The sequence below is a fragment of the Glaciecola sp. G7-5 genome (genome assembly GCF_055808975.1).
On the sequence record NZ_CM147892.1, the window covers coordinates 1,095,114 to 1,114,233 of the forward strand.

The 19,120-nt window shown below is 38.1% G+C and carries 14 protein-coding genes and 1 pseudogene; 6 read left to right on the top strand and 9 right to left on the bottom strand.

Going from position 1 to position 19,120, the window contains the following annotated elements; all coding sequences use genetic code 11:
- The first annotated feature begins 438 nt into the window (after positions 1–438).
- The 3 genes from AC0L6H_RS04840 to AC0L6H_RS04850 all read left to right on the top strand — a co-directional run bounded on the left by AC0L6H_RS04840 (position 439) and on the right by AC0L6H_RS04850 (position 5,311).
- Positions 439–771, top strand: coding sequence for a hypothetical protein (locus tag AC0L6H_RS04840; RefSeq protein ID WP_473392932.1), 333 nt, complete (start codon positions 439–441; stop codon positions 769–771).
- Positions 772–893: 122 nt separating this feature from the next.
- A complete protein-coding gene (locus AC0L6H_RS04845) occupies positions 894–1,349 on the top strand; it encodes a hypothetical protein (RefSeq protein ID WP_473392933.1) in 456 nt (151 codons plus the stop codon).
- 269 nt (positions 1,350–1,618) lie between these two features.
- The gene (locus tag AC0L6H_RS04850; RefSeq protein ID WP_473392935.1) at positions 1,619–5,311 is read left to right on the top strand and encodes a tetratricopeptide repeat protein; all 3,693 of its coding nucleotides are present in this window, start codon (positions 1,619–1,621) and stop codon (positions 5,309–5,311) included.
- Positions 5,312–5,803: 492 nt separating this feature from the next.
- On the opposite strand, the gene csm6 is transcribed toward AC0L6H_RS04850, so the two are convergent.
- Entirely contained in the window at positions 5,804–6,997 is a 1,194-nt protein-coding gene (gene csm6, locus AC0L6H_RS04855; RefSeq protein WP_473392936.1) for a CRISPR-associated ring nuclease Csm6, read from the bottom strand.
- A 12-nt stretch (positions 6,998–7,009) separates the two neighbouring features.
- On the bottom strand, positions 7,010–8,161 hold the full coding sequence (locus tag AC0L6H_RS04860) for a Card1-like endonuclease domain-containing protein (RefSeq protein ID WP_473392937.1): 1,152 nt from the start codon (positions 8,159–8,161) through the stop codon (positions 7,010–7,012).
- A gap of 247 nt (positions 8,162–8,408) precedes the next feature.
- On the opposite strand from AC0L6H_RS04860, the gene AC0L6H_RS04865 reads away from it, so the two are divergent.
- A complete protein-coding gene (locus tag AC0L6H_RS04865; protein WP_473392939.1) occupies positions 8,409–9,020 on the top strand; it encodes a hypothetical protein in 612 nt (203 codons plus the stop codon).
- Between the two features lie 875 nt (positions 9,021–9,895).
- Here AC0L6H_RS04865 and AC0L6H_RS04870 read toward each other — a convergent pair.
- Positions 9,896–10,621, bottom strand: coding sequence for an NYN domain-containing protein (locus AC0L6H_RS04870; RefSeq protein ID WP_473392940.1), 726 nt, complete (start codon positions 10,619–10,621; stop codon positions 9,896–9,898).
- Between the two features lie 299 nt (positions 10,622–10,920).
- A complete protein-coding gene (locus tag AC0L6H_RS04875; protein WP_473392941.1) occupies positions 10,921–11,094 on the bottom strand; it encodes a hypothetical protein in 174 nt (57 codons plus the stop codon).
- Positions 11,095–11,424: 330 nt separating this feature from the next.
- Between AC0L6H_RS04875 and AC0L6H_RS04880 the strand changes: the two genes are divergently transcribed.
- Positions 11,425–11,739 carry a hypothetical protein gene (locus tag AC0L6H_RS04880; protein WP_473392943.1) on the top strand — a complete coding sequence of 105 codons (315 nt, stop codon included), beginning with the start codon at positions 11,425–11,427 and terminating at the stop codon, positions 11,737–11,739.
- Between the two features lie 468 nt (positions 11,740–12,207).
- On the opposite strand, the gene AC0L6H_RS04885 is transcribed toward AC0L6H_RS04880, so the two are convergent.
- The 3 genes from AC0L6H_RS04885 to AC0L6H_RS04895 form a co-directional block, all read right to left on the bottom strand.
- Positions 12,208–13,128, bottom strand: a complete 921-nt coding sequence (locus AC0L6H_RS04885) for a hypothetical protein (protein WP_473392944.1) — start codon at positions 13,126–13,128, stop codon at positions 12,208–12,210.
- 67 nt (positions 13,129–13,195) lie between these two features.
- Positions 13,196–14,155 carry a hypothetical protein gene (locus AC0L6H_RS04890; RefSeq protein WP_473392945.1) on the bottom strand — a complete coding sequence of 320 codons (960 nt, stop codon included), beginning with the start codon at positions 14,153–14,155 and terminating at the stop codon, positions 13,196–13,198.
- A gap of 304 nt (positions 14,156–14,459) precedes the next feature.
- On the bottom strand, positions 14,460–15,071 hold the full coding sequence (locus AC0L6H_RS04895) for a tyrosine-type recombinase/integrase (protein ID WP_473392946.1): 612 nt from the start codon (positions 15,069–15,071) through the stop codon (positions 14,460–14,462).
- Positions 15,072–15,333: 262 nt separating this feature from the next.
- Between AC0L6H_RS04895 and AC0L6H_RS04900 the strand changes: the two are divergent.
- A pseudogene (locus AC0L6H_RS04900) lies at positions 15,334–15,678 on the top strand (transposase); the annotation flags it as partial.
- Positions 15,679–15,911: 233 nt separating this feature from the next.
- Here the strand turns inward: AC0L6H_RS04900 and AC0L6H_RS04905 are convergent.
- Positions 15,912–17,510 carry a GMC family oxidoreductase gene (locus AC0L6H_RS04905; protein ID WP_412970820.1) on the bottom strand — a complete coding sequence of 533 codons (1,599 nt, stop codon included), beginning with the start codon at positions 17,508–17,510 and terminating at the stop codon, positions 15,912–15,914.
- A 52-nt stretch (positions 17,511–17,562) separates the two neighbouring features.
- Positions 17,563–19,119, bottom strand: a complete 1,557-nt coding sequence (locus AC0L6H_RS04910; protein WP_473392947.1) for an AMP-binding protein — start codon at positions 19,117–19,119, stop codon at positions 17,563–17,565.
- Between the last annotated feature and the right edge of the window lies 1 nt (position 19,120).

Below are 19,120 nucleotides of genomic sequence, written 5' to 3' on the forward strand. Positions count from 1 at the left end.
GAAGAGAGCCGCAGACTTTGGCTTGAATAGCCTCTTATATTTTCTGTATAGCGGTATCATTAGTGCTAATTTTTTGTAGTTTTGATACTGGAATAAATTACCATAGGCTATACAGCGCGTTCCGGTTGACTCAATAGCGATAGATTGGGACTTTCACAACCGCCACTGCTACCATTAAAAAATAATTCGTCTGCAATCAGCAGTCTTCCAAATTGCTCCCTAGTCAAAGCCGTTCGGCTTATGTCATTAAGCACGTCAATCTTGGTTATTTCCCTCAATATGCCGACCATACTAACGATGAACCAAATTGGTATAGTTTATTTCTCACAGCTATTTAATAGCCGTAAATTATTAATTTTAAAAGCTATACCGAAAAGTGGCGAGGTTTTCATTCAATGAGATGCTTGTATTGTCCTTATCAAAAACAAGCGAAAAACAATGACTAAATACAACACCCGTCCAATATCCCACGCACATAGAGAATTTATAGAAATTCAAGTGTTTGCTATTAATAAATTATTGGAGCGAATGGAAAACACCATGCTTATGTACGAGATGAAAGATTTCCCCAAACTGCAAAAATTGGTCGACGATGAACTTATCAACAAAGAATCATATCAACCCCTTTCAATTGCATTCGGAGACATTTTCATTGCCGAGAATCCTAATTATAAATGGGTCTCAGTCCCTTTCATTAATAGGCCAAAACTTGGCATCTTTAGTAAAAGCGACAATACAATGTGGTACCCAATCGAACAATTTGCAAAATGACAACAAGGAACTGTCGAATCATTTGTTAAGCAAATCAGTGAATAATCCTGACAATAACGCTACATAAACGCTTTTTTTGAGAAGGAAAAGTTAAAATGTTCGAATCAAGATAAATTTACAAGTTGAGTGAAGGTAATAAAATTAAATCTGTCGAGTATTCTGAGGATACTCATTGGCATTGCGACAAAGAACTTGTCGGTATCATTAATGATGCTGGAGAAGAAGAACTTTTGCCATTTTGCGGTGAGATATTGCTTGGGAATGCTTTGAGTTTAGAAGATCGTAGGCAGGGATATTTCACTATTTTTTGTGGTGCGAAGAGTTATCGTAAATCCGAGGATGCTTGTGAAGAATGGCAGTATATTTCAGATGATTCCCTGCTCTCTTGTTTCGTGCACAATGGGGTATGTATGGCAGTTATCAAAGGAAGTGCGCCTCATGCGTTGAATGAAGCAGATTCGAAATATTTTATGATGACAAATTTATCGTCGCAACTGAGCAAAAATTTTGAAAACAAGGCTTCGGTTATTTCTTTGTCTGAGTATCGTATGAAGCGAAGTCTTCAGTTTGACTACTAGTAAACCACGATTTCCTTGTTATTAATATATTAAATAACTAACTAAAAGAGTGACTAATCGGCTTTGGTTACTCAAGGGCTAATCGTTGTCGCCGACATCCATTAGTTAGTCGCGAGTATAATATGAAAAGGCTGTGAACATATCTATTGTAGGAGAAATTCTTTGACCACTACACATAAGTCATTACTTATTGAAAAGTGGAGCGTTAGGTTTTATTCTGCTGGGCAGTCTGACTGCGACTCTAATTGAACGAAAAGGATTGTTAGTAAATGGAAATTAATTTTGAGAAAGTCCCCTTTCTAGGAGAGTCTCGATTAAAGCTTGTAGAAGGGCTATTAAATGTATTTGATGAAGTAAATGAAACGGGTAAGGCGAAATGGATTTCCTTGGAAGCGCCTTCTGGTTGGGGGAAAACTCGTCTGGTACAAGAAATGTACAAGAAATTAGCGGCACGTCAAGAAACACATTATTGGCCAAACTCAATTCTTGGTGCGACTGAGTCCGACATCAACAATCTCATGTCTAAACGAAAACGAATTTTCCCTGAGACTTATTTGTTTAACCGTGATAGACATGCTTTACCCGAGTTTATGTGGCTGGGAATCGCCTGTGAATCTCGCGGCGGTGTGCCATCGCAAGTATTGCTCGAAGATTTACAACAACTTGATGAACATAAACTCTACTTAGAGGCCGCTTGGTCAGCGATTACTTCTTTCGAAGAAAAAAGGTTTCCTACACGAGCAGAAGCACGAGCAGCCGTGATTAATATTTTTGAAGAGTTTGCTAGTCATAGTTTGGGCTTGGTAATCGAAGAAATCGCGAAATTAACTGTCCCAGGTATGGGGCTAGTGGTTAAACTCGGGCAGTTGGGGATAAAAAAATCAGAAGATAGAAATAGAAAAAATAGACAGCTTAGATCAACAGGCGCTTTGGAAAATTCAAACAGTACACTAGATTTGGTAGACGAGACTATAGCTATTATTAACAAACTCGCAAAACCAGGATTACCTACGGTATTGTTTGTTGAAGATCTTCACAAAGCAACTACTATCATGGAGAATCTGATTGACAAGTTAGTCAGATTAGATGCTGCGGTAATAATTATTACTTCGACTTGGCCAGGCGAGTTAGAACAACGACAGGTCCTTTTGAAAACGCTTCAAGATCCCGTGCTCAATGAACGATGTATCAGGGTCAAACATGATCAAGCTTTGTCATCTTCATACTTTCCTGACGGGGCATCAATGGCACCTTTAAGCTCAGATAATATGCGCTCAATAATCAAAGCTTATCACCCTAAAGTAGAGTCAAAAACTCTTGAATTATTAGCTGTTCGTTACAATAACCCGCTACCGCTTGAATTGGTTTGCACTTTACCTAGCTATACAAATAGCTTTCCTGACGGTGACTTAAAACTCACGGAGCAGGAAGTATCGGACTTACCAAGAAATGTGGAATCACTTTACATGCAGCTTTGGGATTTATTGCCCCGTCCCGCTCAACAAGCACTCGTGCTTGCCACTATATTCATACCTAATGGACGTGTCGAGTGGGACAATCAATTATTAAGTCGTGTAGTGAGCCATTTTAGTGAAGATAAATCGTATGCACTGATAGCCAAAACATTGGCAAGCACCCCAATTCAACATGGCTGGACCCGTAATGTTCTTGACTGGTTAAAGCGCTTCAACGAGCCAGATCACTTTAAAATAGCTCAATCCAATTTTTCTATGTTCTTTCGGAAACGAGACGTAGACCAAATCATTGCGCAGATAGTCGTTGAACTTAGTAAAGTACAGTTAGATATATATTCAGCATCTAGACAAGAGCAACATACAGCTTGGATGATATTGACTTTACATCAACAAGGATTGATAGCAAATCACAATGTCGTACTTACTGCTATCCGTATTTTACAAATAGCACTTTCTCCTTTTCCTCGAGAATTCCACACGGTCATTACCGTCGGAAAGTACTTAGATGGGCTTAATGTACCTGAAGATTCGGAAGAACTTTTGCATGGTAAAGCAATCAATATCTACTTTGTTGGTAGGTTCGGTCGAGTGGATCAGGCCATTGAACAAACTGAACAACTCCTGCAAGACTATAATCGTGTAATGGGAAAATTTGACCCAGATACTCTATGGACGCGCAAGAATTACTTATCACTTTTAAGCGAAAGTGGTCGTGTCGATAAGGCTTTAGAGCAGTATAAAATTCTGCAACAAGATCAAATTAGTGTGTTCGGGCCAGATGCATCTGAAACACTAACTACACGATTAGAAATCGCCTTATTAGTAGCTAAAAGAGGTCAAAAAGGCCAAGCCATTGAACAACTTGAAACATTACTGAATGACCAAATTCGTGTGTTAGGACCAGATTCGTCCGTTTTATTAAGAACACGAGGTGCTATCGCCGACTTATTAGGTGAAAGTGGTCAAGTCGGTAAGGCCTTAGAGCATCTGGAAGTATTATTGGATGAACAAATCTGTTTGTTAGAGCCTGATAACTTAGTAACATTTAAAACTCGAAACAATATTGCCAGATTGTTGGGACTGAAGGGTCAAACAGCCAAGGCCATCGAACAATTTGAAATACTACTACGTGACCAAACCCTTTTATTAGGGGCAGATTCTCCTGATGCATTGCTCTCACGCAACAATATAGCACATTTATTGAGTCTAAGAGGCCAAACTGCTATGGCTATCGAGCAGTACACAACACTATTGCGTGATCAAATTCGTATCTTGGGGCCAGATTCGCCTCTTACGTTTACAACACGTAATAATATAGCTAATTTGGAACTGGAGTGTGGTCAAAAGGACAAAGCCATCGAGCAATTTGAAATACTACTGAAGGATAGAATTCGTGTATTGGGGGCAGATGCGCCGGACACATTGACAACGCGCTCTAATATCACCGCTTGCCTTATGAGAAGTGGTCAAACGGATAAAGCTATTGAACAATATGAAATACTACAACATGACCAAATTCGTGTATTGGGGCCAGAAGCTCCCGCTACATTGACAACACGCTATAATATTATTCGCTTATCAATTGTTAAAAATGGTCGAACAGACAAGGCCATCGAGCAACTTGAAATACTGCTAAACGACAGAATTCGTGTTTTAGGTCCAGATGCGCAAGATACAATAAAAACGCGCGATACTCTTGCAACTACTTTAGGTGAAAGTGGTCAGTTTGATAAGGCTATCGAGCAATTCAACGTACTGTTGAATGATAGAATTCGCTTGTTCGGGCCAGATGAGCCAGTTACGTTACAAACCCGTGATACTTTTGCTACCTTTTTGGGTGAAAGTGGTCAATTTGATAAGGCTATTAAGCATTTTGAAATATTGTTGAATGATAGGATTCGTTTATTAGGAGAATATGCTCCCGATGTTTTGGAAACGAGGCATAGTATGGGATGTTGGCTTGCACGAAGTGGTCAAGTGAATCATGCTATCAAAGGGCTTGAAACTTTACTAAATGACAAAACTCGTATATTGGGTTCAAATGCGCCTTCTACATTTAATACTCGTAACAGTTTCGCAATATGGCTAGGACAGAGTGGTCAATATGATAAGGCTATTGAGCATGGAAAATTAGTCCTGAGGCATCAAAAAATTGTATTGGGGCCAGATGAGCATGACACGTTTGAAACACGTCATAATATTGCCTTTTGGATGGCAAAAAGTGGTAGAGCCAAAAATGCCATTAAGCCTTTAGAAAAACTTCTCAGAGATCAATTACGGGTATTGGGGTCAGATGCACTCGACACATTGGAAACGCGCCATAGTATCGCACATTGTTTATTGCTAAGTGAGCAAATCTTCAAAGCTATCAAACAGTTTAAAGTACTACTGAGTGAACAAGAACGTATATTGGGACCAGATGCGCCCGAAGCATATACAACCCGTAACAAAATAGCTGGTCTAATGATACGAAAACATTACAAATAATTTTAAGATGAAGGTATATGAACACTACTTGTCTTCTACAGCTGTTGTTTGGAATTACTATCTACGGAATACGCGCTACAGCGTACATTACTTCGCTATCTTGTCAACATCAGCGAATACTTTTGCCTGTGGTAAGGAATGTCTTGTTTCGGTTACTAGATCACAATGGCACTTATTGCTGACCGGGATAGCTTTCAAGGTAAGTACTTTTGTCCCTTTTGTGGCCCCGTAGTGACTCGGTAATTTACGAAGTCGACCTTGCAACGCGAGTAAGCTAGGTTCATCATCTGTAGGCAAGTTGAGAAAAGTGTTTTCCAAATCACGCTCAACCAATCAGACTTTCACTAAATATCGAGCAATACTTTGGCTGATGGTGTGCAGAAGTTCGACCATGTCGCTTAATGCGAGTAAAGTTACCCTCGTGTTAATTTACACTATTTCACTATTATTTAGGAAGACCTTCACCAAACGTAAAAAGGTACGATGCCATGTTTAGTTTATCGATATAAAACGCTGTTCTATATTCAACCCAAAATAATTAATTTGTTTTGTCGCTCCTTTTCGTCGTACTTTCGCGATAGAGTCAATATCATAATGTTCTGCTACTATCTCGGGTAGCTCGGAACGCAAGAGCTTACTGACTTCATTCTTTCGCGCCGTAAAAAAGGATTTTTTTAAGCCATTTCTTATGCCATCTATTTCACTCTGTTTGAATACAAACGCGTTTTTTTCGATGTAGTCTATAGCATTTTTAAGATTAGTGAAGTTGGCATTTATACCAACCATCTCCAAACGCTTATTAATATATATCAAACCCATAACAATATCAGGACACTCATCAACCGGGCAATCAAATCCTTCATGCGCATTCATAAGATCGTCTACCATCATCAAATAAAAAGCGAAATTAGCAGGACTTAACGCAATTTCTACGCCAGAACATCTTAAAGTGCGAGTATGCATTTCAATCTCAAGTTTAAGAGGAGCATTAAGTAACTTGTATACCATCTCACCTTCTTTAAAAGTGATTTTTCGTTCTAAAAACTTCTTGGGTAGGTTTGGCCTTAGCTGAATATATGGAATTTCTGACAAGTTTACTTCAGCTTTACTGATATCTAGGTTTTTACCCCTATACTTTATGAAAGAGGAGCTTTTTGTTGGGTAAAAGAAATCGTTAGATAAATAATCTGGATCCACAAATACATGGCTCAAGGTATCAAAAGGGCGCCCATATATTGACATAGCGTAGCTAAGATAAAACGTCATCGTTTTACGGCCACCTGCTAATGACGCATGCAGATTAATCGTTTCATTATTTGTTAGTTGAAAAATCATATTTAGAATGTGATCAGCAAAAGCAACCATCTGAGATTGTGTCTGCACGTCTTCTATTTGACTACCGTCTTCATCGACTGGTACGTGAACACTATCATGTGAAAATTTTATTGCAGGAAGACTGTATTCATTTTGTAAGGCTTCTAAGATAGATATTCCGCCATCTGGGCAGTTGCTTAGCTTTGTAACTGCCTCGTTTGCATAAGGCGATGTTGTTACCAGAATAACCTCATCTATTGCGATATTTTTATGATGCCAATACGCATAAATTGATTCGGTAACAATTTGCGGATTCTCAGCAACCAATACCAGTAGGATATTGCCTTTAGTCGTCTCAGGTAGTTGCGCCATAAATGTCCTTATTTACGCGTTAGAAAGCCATGAGGCTAGATGAGGTTTTAAATTCGAAAGCTCGTCTTGGCCAAATACAGCTATATCCATTTCTTTCGCTCTTGCAACCTCATTTAAAGAAATAGGCTGATAGCTTAACAAAGCAGCACGTCCACTCAAACCGCCAAGAAGTTCATTCAGAGAGTCAATTTTATATAAGGTATCGTTACCGGAAGTACCTTTAAATCGTTTTGTTTTGCATTCAAAGATATGTAATTTATTATTAACTAGCGCCACGACGTCAAGTTCGTTATGGATTAGCTTTCCGTCTATTTTTCTTTCGATAACAGCGCTATGAGCCTGATCTTGAATACTTGGAATAGTTGGCCGTAAGCTTTTAAGCACTCCGTATGCATACTCTTCTAGCCAACCACCATTGCAAAAGAACCTTGCCTTTTCGTTTTTGAAATTAATCCTGTTTTGTTTGAGTTCAATAAAGTCGATATCAATAAGATCAGTTAATAAATTAGTAAAAATATCGTCATTCTGCATATTTGCATTTAATGGCTTTGATAAGTGTTGCTCGTTAGCAGTTGTTGCTAAGAAATTAAGCTTTGCCAGTGCGCTGCCAGCTTCTTTAATCTGCATGACCCACTTTTCTCCTAACAGCCTAATTGTCTTGTCTACTTCATGTTTCATATTCTGATTTTTTAGAATCGCGCCATTAAGATCAAAATATTCATGTAATTTTAGTTTATCTTGAATTGGGGTAGGGGGACGGTCTTCTGGATATAGCCAAAAAAGATGGTCATTTTGTGGTTCTACGACATAAACAGATGCGTTGCATTCTCTTGCTGCTTCAAAAGCACACAAGACTTGGGACCGAGAGCCGTTGCTAGCGTTTAAGCAAAGTCTATTATCAGGCGATTGATAACTTTCAAAAAGTTCTAAAAACGATAGCTTTAAATCGAAACAATTGTTGCTGTCTGGCAATTGCCACCACACAGCTTCATAACCTCTCCGTTTAGCAATATCCACTACCTTCTTTGATTGGTCGTAAAACTCAATGCTTGAAACAATAACGAGTTTGTCGCTAGCAATCGTTGGGTCAATGATGGGAGTTAAAATTGAGGTAAAGTCGCCATTGAGAAGGCAAATATGGGTCGTTAAGACATCCTGTACCATTACTACTTCCGTAAATCTTTTAACGCTATGGTTTTTCATAGTTTAACAAAAACTTCTTATATTACACAGTAAGATTTCCACCCTATTTGTTCACAAGTTTGTGATCGATACTTATTTGTTCAGTTAATGCTAATTTATTAATAAATCTCGATATGACCAACAGGAGTTTGCTTTTCAGAATTACAGGTCCTATCAAAATTATCTAAACATGATTGATGGGTGCAACACCATCTAGCGGAGACGCGCAATGAAAATGATATTTGCAATAATATTAATAACGGTAGGAACTCTTTGTTTAATTAACAATATTATTTATATAGGAATAATGTGTTTTCTAGCAGGGCCCATCCTAATCTTTTGGTTTTTAGTAGAAATAAGTGACGATTCAGAAGTTGCGTATTCAAGCGAGAACCGCGCTTTCAGCCAACGAGCTAATGGCCGGAGGGTTGTGGGTACGTCTGGACTTACTGCTACAATGACAAGTGCATTGGCAGAAAAAGAGATTTCTGAAAGCATCGATGTTTCATATTTTTCTGGAGACGATACTTCAGAATGGCTTAATGACGAACTCAGTGATAGTACATTCGACACTATTTCAACGAACTCGGACTTAAACCATAAAATTGATAACGATGAGATTGTCATTAACCCTGCGAACGGTAATCCAATGATTGGAGGGGTGGGTGGCATTGATATTGAAGGTAACCCTTATGGTGTCGACGATGATGACTCTCAAATTGATACGTTAAGCTCGAGTGACAACTCACTGTTTGAAGACCACACCTTTGAAACTGATACAAGTTGTATGGACAGCTTTGATTCAAGTTTTAATGATATTTCGTCAAGCGATGATTGGTAATTAGCAACTAGTAATAAGTATAAACTAAATAAGCTATTTGAACTCTGTATTCACAAAAAGTATGAATTTTCGCTTCTATTGGTAAGTAGGGAGAGCGGTACCATTAATATTAAAAAGATTAAGATAAACAAGGCTTTTATTTGCATGAACATGCATGAATTTATTCTTTCTACGTCGTTGTTCTTGTGTGCATTATTAGGTTTGAACGCAGAATCTATTAGTGAGGTAAATTTATGGTTTTCCCTATATTTGCTTTTGTTATGTAAAGTCATTAGAGGGTTTTGTAGGTATCTAGACTGGTATGAAGTGAGTAAGCGGCATTCATACCGACATTTAGCGTTTAATTTAATTTTTCGGTTTTTTTAGTGGCTTGAATATCTACCAATATAAACCGAACGCTACTTTTGCAGAATACGTCTAGCAATTTTGGGGCCTAGCCATATAGTTACACCAAGAACTGTTAGGCATACAAATGTCGCTATCATAAAATTTGTCATTGTATAAATGTTCACTCTTGTTCGGGTGCGTTCTCTGATTAACTCTAAGTTATGTTTGATTATAAATGAAGTAAAGGATTTCCAAGCAGGTTATGAATGTTAAATTTCTAAATAATATTTAAGATGATATCTTAAACAGCACTGTATTAAAGGAGCTGAAATGCCAGAAGAGCTTATTTTCATCTTACCCCTTGCTTTATTGTGCTTGGGATATTTTTATGTTAAGAAACATCCTTCAAAAAAGTCTAAAAAAAGCAATTACAAGGAGTAAATTCTAATTTATCTGGTTCGCATGCTTGTTGGTGTAAGGTTAGACTAATAAGCCAAGGTTAAGCTCAACCAAACATAAGTCATTCTTACTAACTTAATCGAGGCCTTCTATTTCGTTGAGTTTGCTTTGGGTATTAAACGCACTTCTAAACCAGAATTATTGGTGATTCTAGTTTCATACCTGTTTGAATGAACATCAAAGAAATCAGACAGCTTTGTTAGCCCATAATTGCGAGTATCAAAGTCTGATTTAATACGTTTAAGGTACTTCCCGATATCTCCTAGCTTCGCCCAGCCTGCATCATTACGATAGTTTTGCCATGCTTGATGCATTAATCGCCATAGTTCACGTTCGAGTTCTTGCGTAAATGTATCATGTTGATCATCGCCTTCATGCTGCGATGAATCAAGGTTTTCTATGGCTATAAAATCATCACAAGCATTTTTAAATGATACCGGTGTAGTTGTTTTGCCAACACCAATCACGTGTAGTTCCGATTCTCTTAGACGTGTAGCTAAACTAGTAAAGTCACTATCACTAGATACCAGAGCAAATGCATCGAACCTCTCCGTATACAACAAGTCCATGGCATCAATAATCATCGTGGCATCTGTCGAATTTTTACCTGTCGTATAAGCAAATTGCTGTCTAGGCTGAATTGCCATTTCATTTAACGGTGTTTTCCAATTTTTGAGGTGCTCAGTAGAGAAATCACCATAGGCACGTTTTACAACTATTTGCCCAAAACCCGATAACTCTTCAATGATAAGCCGCAACTTCGAATATTGAGTATTATCCGAATCGATTAACACCGCTAGCTTCTTGTTTTCCATAAGTTACTTATATTTAGACGTTCTGTCAGGCAGAGTAACTTAATTTTCTCCGTTTATAAGTAGTTAAGAGCATAACTAAGTATGTGTTCGATGGTGAAATTGAGTGCTACCTTGTATATCGGCTAACGCCAAAGTGACAACAATAGTATGTCGTTTTACTAATAGCGGCCATTTGAAAACGTTTCTTTCAGTGCGCAAATTCAACATTCCTCCGTCGGTTAGGTTTTGTCTTTTAGTATTGGTATTAGGCAATATGAACGATTGCCAAGCCGGCCAAATTACCAATGCTCGAAAAACAATTACTCTTTAACTTCAAAACAAAGCCGCTCGTGATCTTCTTGAATATCAAGTGCAGAGTTTTCCTCAGCCATGGACTTCAATGCCTTATCTTCTTGGAGTTGTTCATAATGAACATAGATAACGATAAATGTGAATATTAATGAAACTATTGCGCAAAAAATAACAATTGGCATCACGCTTCCTTAATTAACTAGGTTCTAATAACTATACTACATGATGGGAAATACGCATTTAAAAACAATTTTTTTAGATGTAAGTAACCTCTTTGAACTCACCAACTTTGCGAGGCATTGTTCATCTTTTGATATTTCACTTCTATGATATGAGTAATTTTTGGTTGCAACATTGAAATAATATGAACGCACCTCATCCATAGCAAAGGTACGGGCCATTTTCATGTATAGCTAATAGGATTATTCAGTAATACATGAGAATAATAATTTCCGTTTTCATGTATAGAATTAGCCAATGACATTTAGGTACAGTACTTTTATTAAAGTATCATGCAAAAGACGAAAGAACTTAAACAAATACGCAGTTTACTGTATGAAGAATGTCGAGCAGTGAGAAAAAATTTGAGGGTTGCGATTGAAGAAGCAAAATCCTCAACTGATGAGCATCGTGAGGAAATTTTGGATAAAATCGAAATTCTCAATATGAAGCTGAACGACTTAACGGCAAACATAAATGTGATTACAGACGAGATTGACACTCAAAGAGTAAATAAAAAACCGAAACAGAAAAAGTCTACTAAAGTGCATAACATCTCAGGTAGGTATATTGATCAAACTGGTTTTTCAGGAGTTGTGCAAGCATGAGCACTTGGTAGCGGCAAACGTAGGTAAAATGCTCTAAAAAGGCAAAACATAACGGTCATTGTCAATGGAAATTAGCCTGACAGATTGAACCGAGACTAATTCAACTTCGTTGCGGCTAGCACAAAACCCACAATCGCTTGGTGTTAACAACTTTATGTGTACTAGCTCACATAAAACTTGACATTTTTGGTGGGAAGTTTCGACTTAACCTGACAGACAGCAAAAGACAAGCAGCGGACGTTCAGGCATTAATTCATGAGATTTTGCACTGTGCCAATAACAGCCGTTCAGTGACAACTAAGCATCTTATTTCCATTCATGATTGCCGACGTTCAGCCAACTCAAAATTGGATAAACATAATTTAGTACTTGAAAAACTACGCCGTGTTAATGGGTAAAATACAGTTGACTGAACTACGAGGCAAACGAGTAAAGATCAACAGTATATTTTCCCAATGAAACAGCTTCTTAAATACTAATTAGCTTAGCAAAGCTCCTCATATTACCTACTTCAATGAAGAATGGCTCTAGCTTAAGGGTGGGTGTTTCAGGTAGCCAAATTGTCCGCACCTCATTTTGGTAACTATATTTAAAGTGCTTTGAGAAGAAAATATTTACTGAATCAGGATTGCAAGTGAGAGGATCTAAATACTTAACAGGTGCTGCAAAGCCTTTAAAACTGCACTTTTGTTTCCTGACAGCTTTCATCATTTTTTGAAACAGCTTGCGTGGGTTTGAAATGACAATGCACGAATCAGCTTCAAAGTCATCGTACTCACGATAGGTGTAAGCAGCAGCAAAACAATGAACATAGTAGTTGGTCTCAGATTTTAAGTGAAACTTAACATCTCCAAATGTAGGGATAGTTTTTCCAGTATCACTTTGTAAAATGATGCTGTCAGATTTACGCCTAACCATAAAACTAAGTTCATCATCTTGAATAGCTTTATTTAAAGACGGATCAGCATAGTATGATGCAGGAGCTATCCTAATAATTCCATTGTTAAACATTTGTTTCAAGTGCTCGGATTTACCAAACTTGTAGATACAACCTTCTTGAACACCGCCAACTGAATCAATTGCCACCTTTGATGGCGGTAACTCGGGATATGTAGTATTAACAATAGGTGCATCCTTCATACTTCCATCAGAAAACCCATTTGGGTAGGGCCCGTATCTTAGACTGAACTCTTCTAAGGCATGTGTCCATTTGATCATCCAAAACGCCCCTGAAGTTCTAGACGAGTGAATACTTATTTGTCCATGCGCGGATAGCAAAGTTAAATTAGATATTATTTCTTTTGTTCTAGTTTTTAGCTCAATATCTGACAGAAATTCCATGTACCTGTTTTGACGATACTCGTGACGCCATAACTCGTGACGTTTCAATTATACCTCCCTAGTGGCACTTTACGCCGAATTCTACATCTTGTTGCCTTTAAGACTTTTGATAAACTCAGCGTATATGACCTAATTCTTTCACGGGTGACCAGATTGCCCCGTTCCAATGTATGGGTGCGATTCTCATACCCTCTTTTACTCCACCCCAAGATTTATCGCTTGAAGTTTCAGACAGAAATTCAGAATAGCGTTCTATAGTTGAGTTAAACTCATCTTTTAACCATTTATATTTTTCTAAAACGCTGTCACTTCCGCCATCAAAGTTGATATCCCAACCGTAGACTTCTTTCCAGCAGCAAAATTTATCTAAATTTCTCAGCTCTTGACTAAAGCCAGATACTCTAGGGTCAAAGATATTCAAATGGTATAAGATCCTGCTTTTAACTCTCAACAAAAAGTCTATCCACGATGGCGTATATATTGGATGATAACTCAGAGGAAAATTAGATAGATAACTGAAATCGTTAGTAACTTTAGTTATTGCACATTCATTTAGCGGAAACTTTCCCATGTCACTTTTCAAAACATTAAAAACAACATCATCGATAATTATACGAGGATGTTTTGCATGCTCTGATTCTAATTGATAAGCCTTTTGATATGCACTTCCAAATAGCATTGGACCATGGTGATAAACCTTCCCATGAGTAATTGAACCTCTTAAAAAAATTCCATCACACGCAATATCAGTAGAGAATTTAGTTATTTTATTGCAGAGAGACTTAAACCCATCAAATGAGCTTTCTGTTGATATAATCACGCAATCTGATATGTAACTAATTCGGGGATCACCAAGCTCTTTTTCTAGTATATGACCTTCTTTTTGTTCATATACTGGCAAGTCATGCTGACCATTAGATTCAATAGACTCTTCATAGAGAAAATTAAGTACCGATCTTACTCTCTCAAAATTCGAGCTTTCATGTCCTTCAGATTCAATTTTTAAGATTAATTCTTTAAAGCCCAATATATCCAAAAATGCTACAAAACGGTCTTCGTATCCTTCAATGTTCATCGATTCCTCATGAGTCTATAACAGCTTATTGTGTAGACGTCTTAGTAATACCCACCTACTTTCGAATCCAATAAATTACCAGAAAGGTTAAAAATTTCAATTTATTAACTAATTAATAATAAAGGAGTAAAAATAAAATCTTACTAAGATTTCTCGGTTATAGAAAAATGAACATTAATGAAATTTATACAATGTTAGTTACTCCCTCATTTGAGTTGGAACCCAAACTTGTTTTGGGGCAGAAATGCGTTAGTGGAATGTCCGCTTTACGTACAAATGGGCTGCGCAAGCAGCCCATATAAGTTCAAACTTCAATTGACTCGGATATCTCTAGAGCATCATCTACCTCAATTCCTAGGTAGCGAACAGTGCTCTCCAATTTTTTATGACCTAGCAATAGCTGCACAACTCGAAGATTTTTAGTTTTTTTGTAAATCAAGTAAGGTTTAGTTCTGCGCATCGAGTGTGTGCTGTAAAGAGATGAATCTAAACCCAGCTTGTCAATCCAACCATGCAAAATACGATTGTATTGTCGAGTTGAAATATGTTCAGAGTCGTTTATCCGTGATTTAAACAAGAAATCTGATTCCTTCAACCCTGCTTCTTTTACCCAAGCTAGAATCGACTCTCCGGTATTCGGCGTAATTTCGAATTGGACAGGGCTTCCAGTTTTTTGCTGAACTACCATTGTCCTTTTAAGTGCTGAGCGTCCACAAACGACATCCGATACTTTAAGCTTAACTAGGTCGCACCCTCTTAACTTACTATCGAGACCTAAATTGAATAACACTAAATCTCTTGTTCGTTGTTCAAGCTCTAGCCTAATTCGAATGCCCCAAATATGGGAGATCTGCAACGGCTTTTTTTGACCGATGATTTGGCCTTTATTCCAAGGTTGATGAGTTTGGTTCTTCATAAGTTTCCCCTCTGGTTATGGAAACTTAAGTATGGCAGAGCAAATGAAACTAATTTTATCGGCACAAAAAGACAAGCTGCGGACATTCATACTTGTGATCTTAGACTTCTCTTATGTGCCCAGCCTGTGTGAAAACTCCGTTTTGATCACCTTTTGAACTAAGTAGGCTGTTCTTATGATCAAACAGTCTTAGCAGCCGATCCAAGTTCACCATGGTATTTAGTATAATAAAGCGGTAAGCCAAAGCAGGAGATTACCGCTAATGTCCCATCATATAAAAGGCCAATCTAGAACCCAAGCCACCTTGTTTCCAGAAGCATTAGACGACTTCGTCACGGATGAGAATCCAATACGCGTTATCGATGTCTTCGTTGATAGTTTAGATTTAGCGTCACTAGGGTTCGAAAAAGTCGAAACCAAAGCGACTGGCCGACCTTGCTATCATCCAGGCACAATGCTCAAACTTTATATTTATGGCTATTTGAATCGTATTCAGTCATCTCGCCGATTAGAAAAAGAAACCCATCGCAATGTAGAGCTAATGTGGTTACTTGAGCGTTTACAACCTGACTTCAAAACCATCGCAGACTTTAGAAAAGACAACGGTTTTGATTGTGCCATGGTTAATTTCCTCTTATTAAGTGAAGGTGAGCAAAATAAACAATTTTGCTCCTTAGGATGTTCACCTAAGCTAGTGCAATTCACATTCCACTTAATAAAAGGTTATTTATCAATACAATTCAATAACTTACACTACCAACAAAAAGCACAATGGCGGTTTTTTGAAAAATTAACAAAATAAGTATGAAATGTTTTCATGGCAAGAGATCTGCCTTAAGGCTAATTTACCATTGCATCGGCAATTTTTTCGGCAATAGCCATTGTTGGCGCATTCGTATTACCACTAATAAGTGTTGGCATAATTGAGGCATCAACGACTCGCAACGAGTCAATCCCGTGTACCTTTAACTCTTTATCAACCACCGCAAGGTCATCTTGACCCATTTTACATGTGCCAACTGGGTGATATACCAAACCTAATCTTTCTTTCGCTTTTGCAAAAATGCTTTCATCAGATTCATTTTCAATGCTTGGATGCATTTCGCTCAAACGGTGTTCGTCAAATGAAGGTGCGGCCATAATTTTTCTTAACTGACGAATACCATCTACAATGACTCTCCTATCTTTGCCTTGCTCATCTGAAAAAAAGTTAAAATCGATAATAGGTTCATCTTTATAGCTTTTTGATTTTAGTTTTATGCTTCCACGACTTTCTGGACGTAACACACACACATGACAAGAATAACCATGTTCATTCATTAGTTTTAAGTCTCTACCGTTATCGTCGTATAGCAAGGGCACCATATGTAATTGAATATCAGGCCTATCAATTTCGTTTGAAGATTTTAAAAACCCACCAGCCTCAAGCATACTGTTTGCAAGCTTTCCTTCTTTTTTAAATGCGTACTTTATAAGATGTGGGAACATACTCACAAGACCAGACAAAGATGCGGTAAAACCATCTCGTTTCTTACTACGCACCAAAACACAGGCATCAACATGATCTTGTAAATTTTTACCAACGCCAGGTAAGTGCTTAGCAACGGGAATATTGTGTGCTTGAAGCTCTTCCCTGTCGCCAATTCCAGAAAGCATAAGGATTTGCGGTGACTGAATGGCACCGGCACTTAAAATTACCTCTTTGTTTGCCATAATTGTGTGAGTTTGCTTATTCATTTCAAACTCAACACCCACTGCTTTGTTATTTTCAATCAGTATACGTTTTACTATAGCACCCGTTTTAACCTGCAAATTCGGTCTATCCATCACAGGAAATAAATATGCTTTTGCTGCGCTGCAACGTTTACCATCTTTTATTGTGCACTGATAGTAGCCTACACCTTCCTGATCATAACCATTAAAATCTTCATTATACTTAAAACCAGCTTCCCTACTCGCCTCAATAAAACGCTTACTAATTTCATAATAAATAGGACGCGTTGACACGTTGAGTGGTCCACCTTGACCGTGCAAGTCATTTGAGAAGTCTTCGTTATTCTCAGATTTTTTAAAATACGGTAGAATATCTTTAAAAGCCCAGCCCTCATTACCAAGCGATGCCCAGTGATCATAGTCTTGTGCCTGACCTCGGATATATAACATGGCATTTGTTGCCGAACTACCACCTAGTCCCTTGCCACGCGGAACGAACATTTCATCACCTTTGCGAATATCGGGCTTTGAGGTTGAATTAAAGCTCCAATTATATTTTTTCAAAAACATAAAGGCAGCAAATGCGCCAGGGGTGTTTACTAACAGGCTTTTGTTATCACTACCGGCTTCTAATACGCAAACACTGTGTTGAGAATTTGCAGATAGCCTGTTAGCCATAACGCAACCAGCTGAGCCCGCACCAATTATTACATAATCAAAATTCATAAAGATTCCTTACACTGACATACACCAACAAAACTAAGCATAATGTGTGGCGTCATTTACGTAATTCACGACGCAATATCTTACCAACTGTTGATTTTGGCAATTCTTCCAAAATAACGACTTTTTTAGGCACTTTATAGCCCGTCAAATACTCTCTACAATAACTAATCAATTCTTGTTCACTAACAGGCTTAGATACCGTTATATATGCACATACTTTTTCTCCAGAGTGCTCACATGGCTCACCAATAACGGCTGCTTCGAGTACATTTGGGTGTTGAGTAATTATTTGTTCTACTTCATTTGGGTAAACATTAAAGCCTGACACCACCACCATATCTTTTAAACGGTCGACAATTTTTATGTGGCCCGATTCTAGCTCTAAACCTATATCACCGGTTTTGAAAAAACCGTCAGATGTCATTGCTTTCTTTGTTTCATCTTCTCGTTTCCAATACCCCAACATCACCTGAGGACCACTGGCAATTAGTTCGCCTTCTTCGCCTTTTTTGACCTCATTTCCCTGAGAGTCAACAAATTTTATAATCGTGTCGGGAAGTGGTTTCCCAACCGTACCCAAAACCTCTTTCCCAGGCTCATTTATACTTAAAACAGGTGATGTTTCAGACAAACCGTAGCCCTCAGAAATAGAACAACCCGTTACTTGTCTCCAAATATCGGCAGCCGACGAGGTGAGTGCTGTCCCACCTGATATCGTCATTTTCAATTGAGAAAAATCAAGGGCTTTAAAATCAGGGTGACTACACAGGCCTATAAATAGAGTATTCAAACCCGCAAAGCCAGTGAATTGGAATGGCTTAATGGCCTGTATAAATCCTTCAATATCCCTCGGGTTAGGAATTAATATGTTCATATTGCCATTGCAAGCAAACATAACCATATTCACTGTAAATGCGTAAATATGATAAAGCGGTAATGGACAGACAAAAATCTCACCACCTACTTTCGGGTCAAGCTTCAATCGAGAAAATGTTTGTCGCGCATTACTTATAATATTCCCGTTTGACAACATCGCTCCTTTTGAAACACCTGTTGTTCCGCCGGTATATTGCAACGCACATACGTCATTTAGAGACTGATTTTGTCGTGCTTCTAATGTTCCTGTCGAGTCATCACTCATAATATCAATCAATCGAAGCGCACCTTTTGGCGCTTCTGATGATTTTTCGGGAGCAATGAGATCTGTTGCATGTGTCACAATCACCTGCTCAATATCGGTTTGCGACAGAATTGCTTCTAATTTTGGATATAAGTCAGCCAAAATGATTATTGCTTTAGCTCCAGAATCAGAAAACTGATGCTGCATTTCGCGGGTGGTATAGAGTGGGTTGGTATTTACCAAAACAAGGCCTGCGCGTAAGGCGCCATATGCTGCAATTGGGTATTGGATTATATTTGGTAATTGTATCGCAATTCTATCACCAGCATTTAAACCAGATTGTTGCTGTAACCAAACCGCTAAAGCTTGTGATTTTTGGTCTATTTGCGCGAAAGTAAGGGTTTGCCCTAAGCAATGAAAGGCAGGTTTGTTAGCATGTGTTATAAACCCTTCTTCAATTAAATCCGCTAAGCTATTTATTGTTGTCATT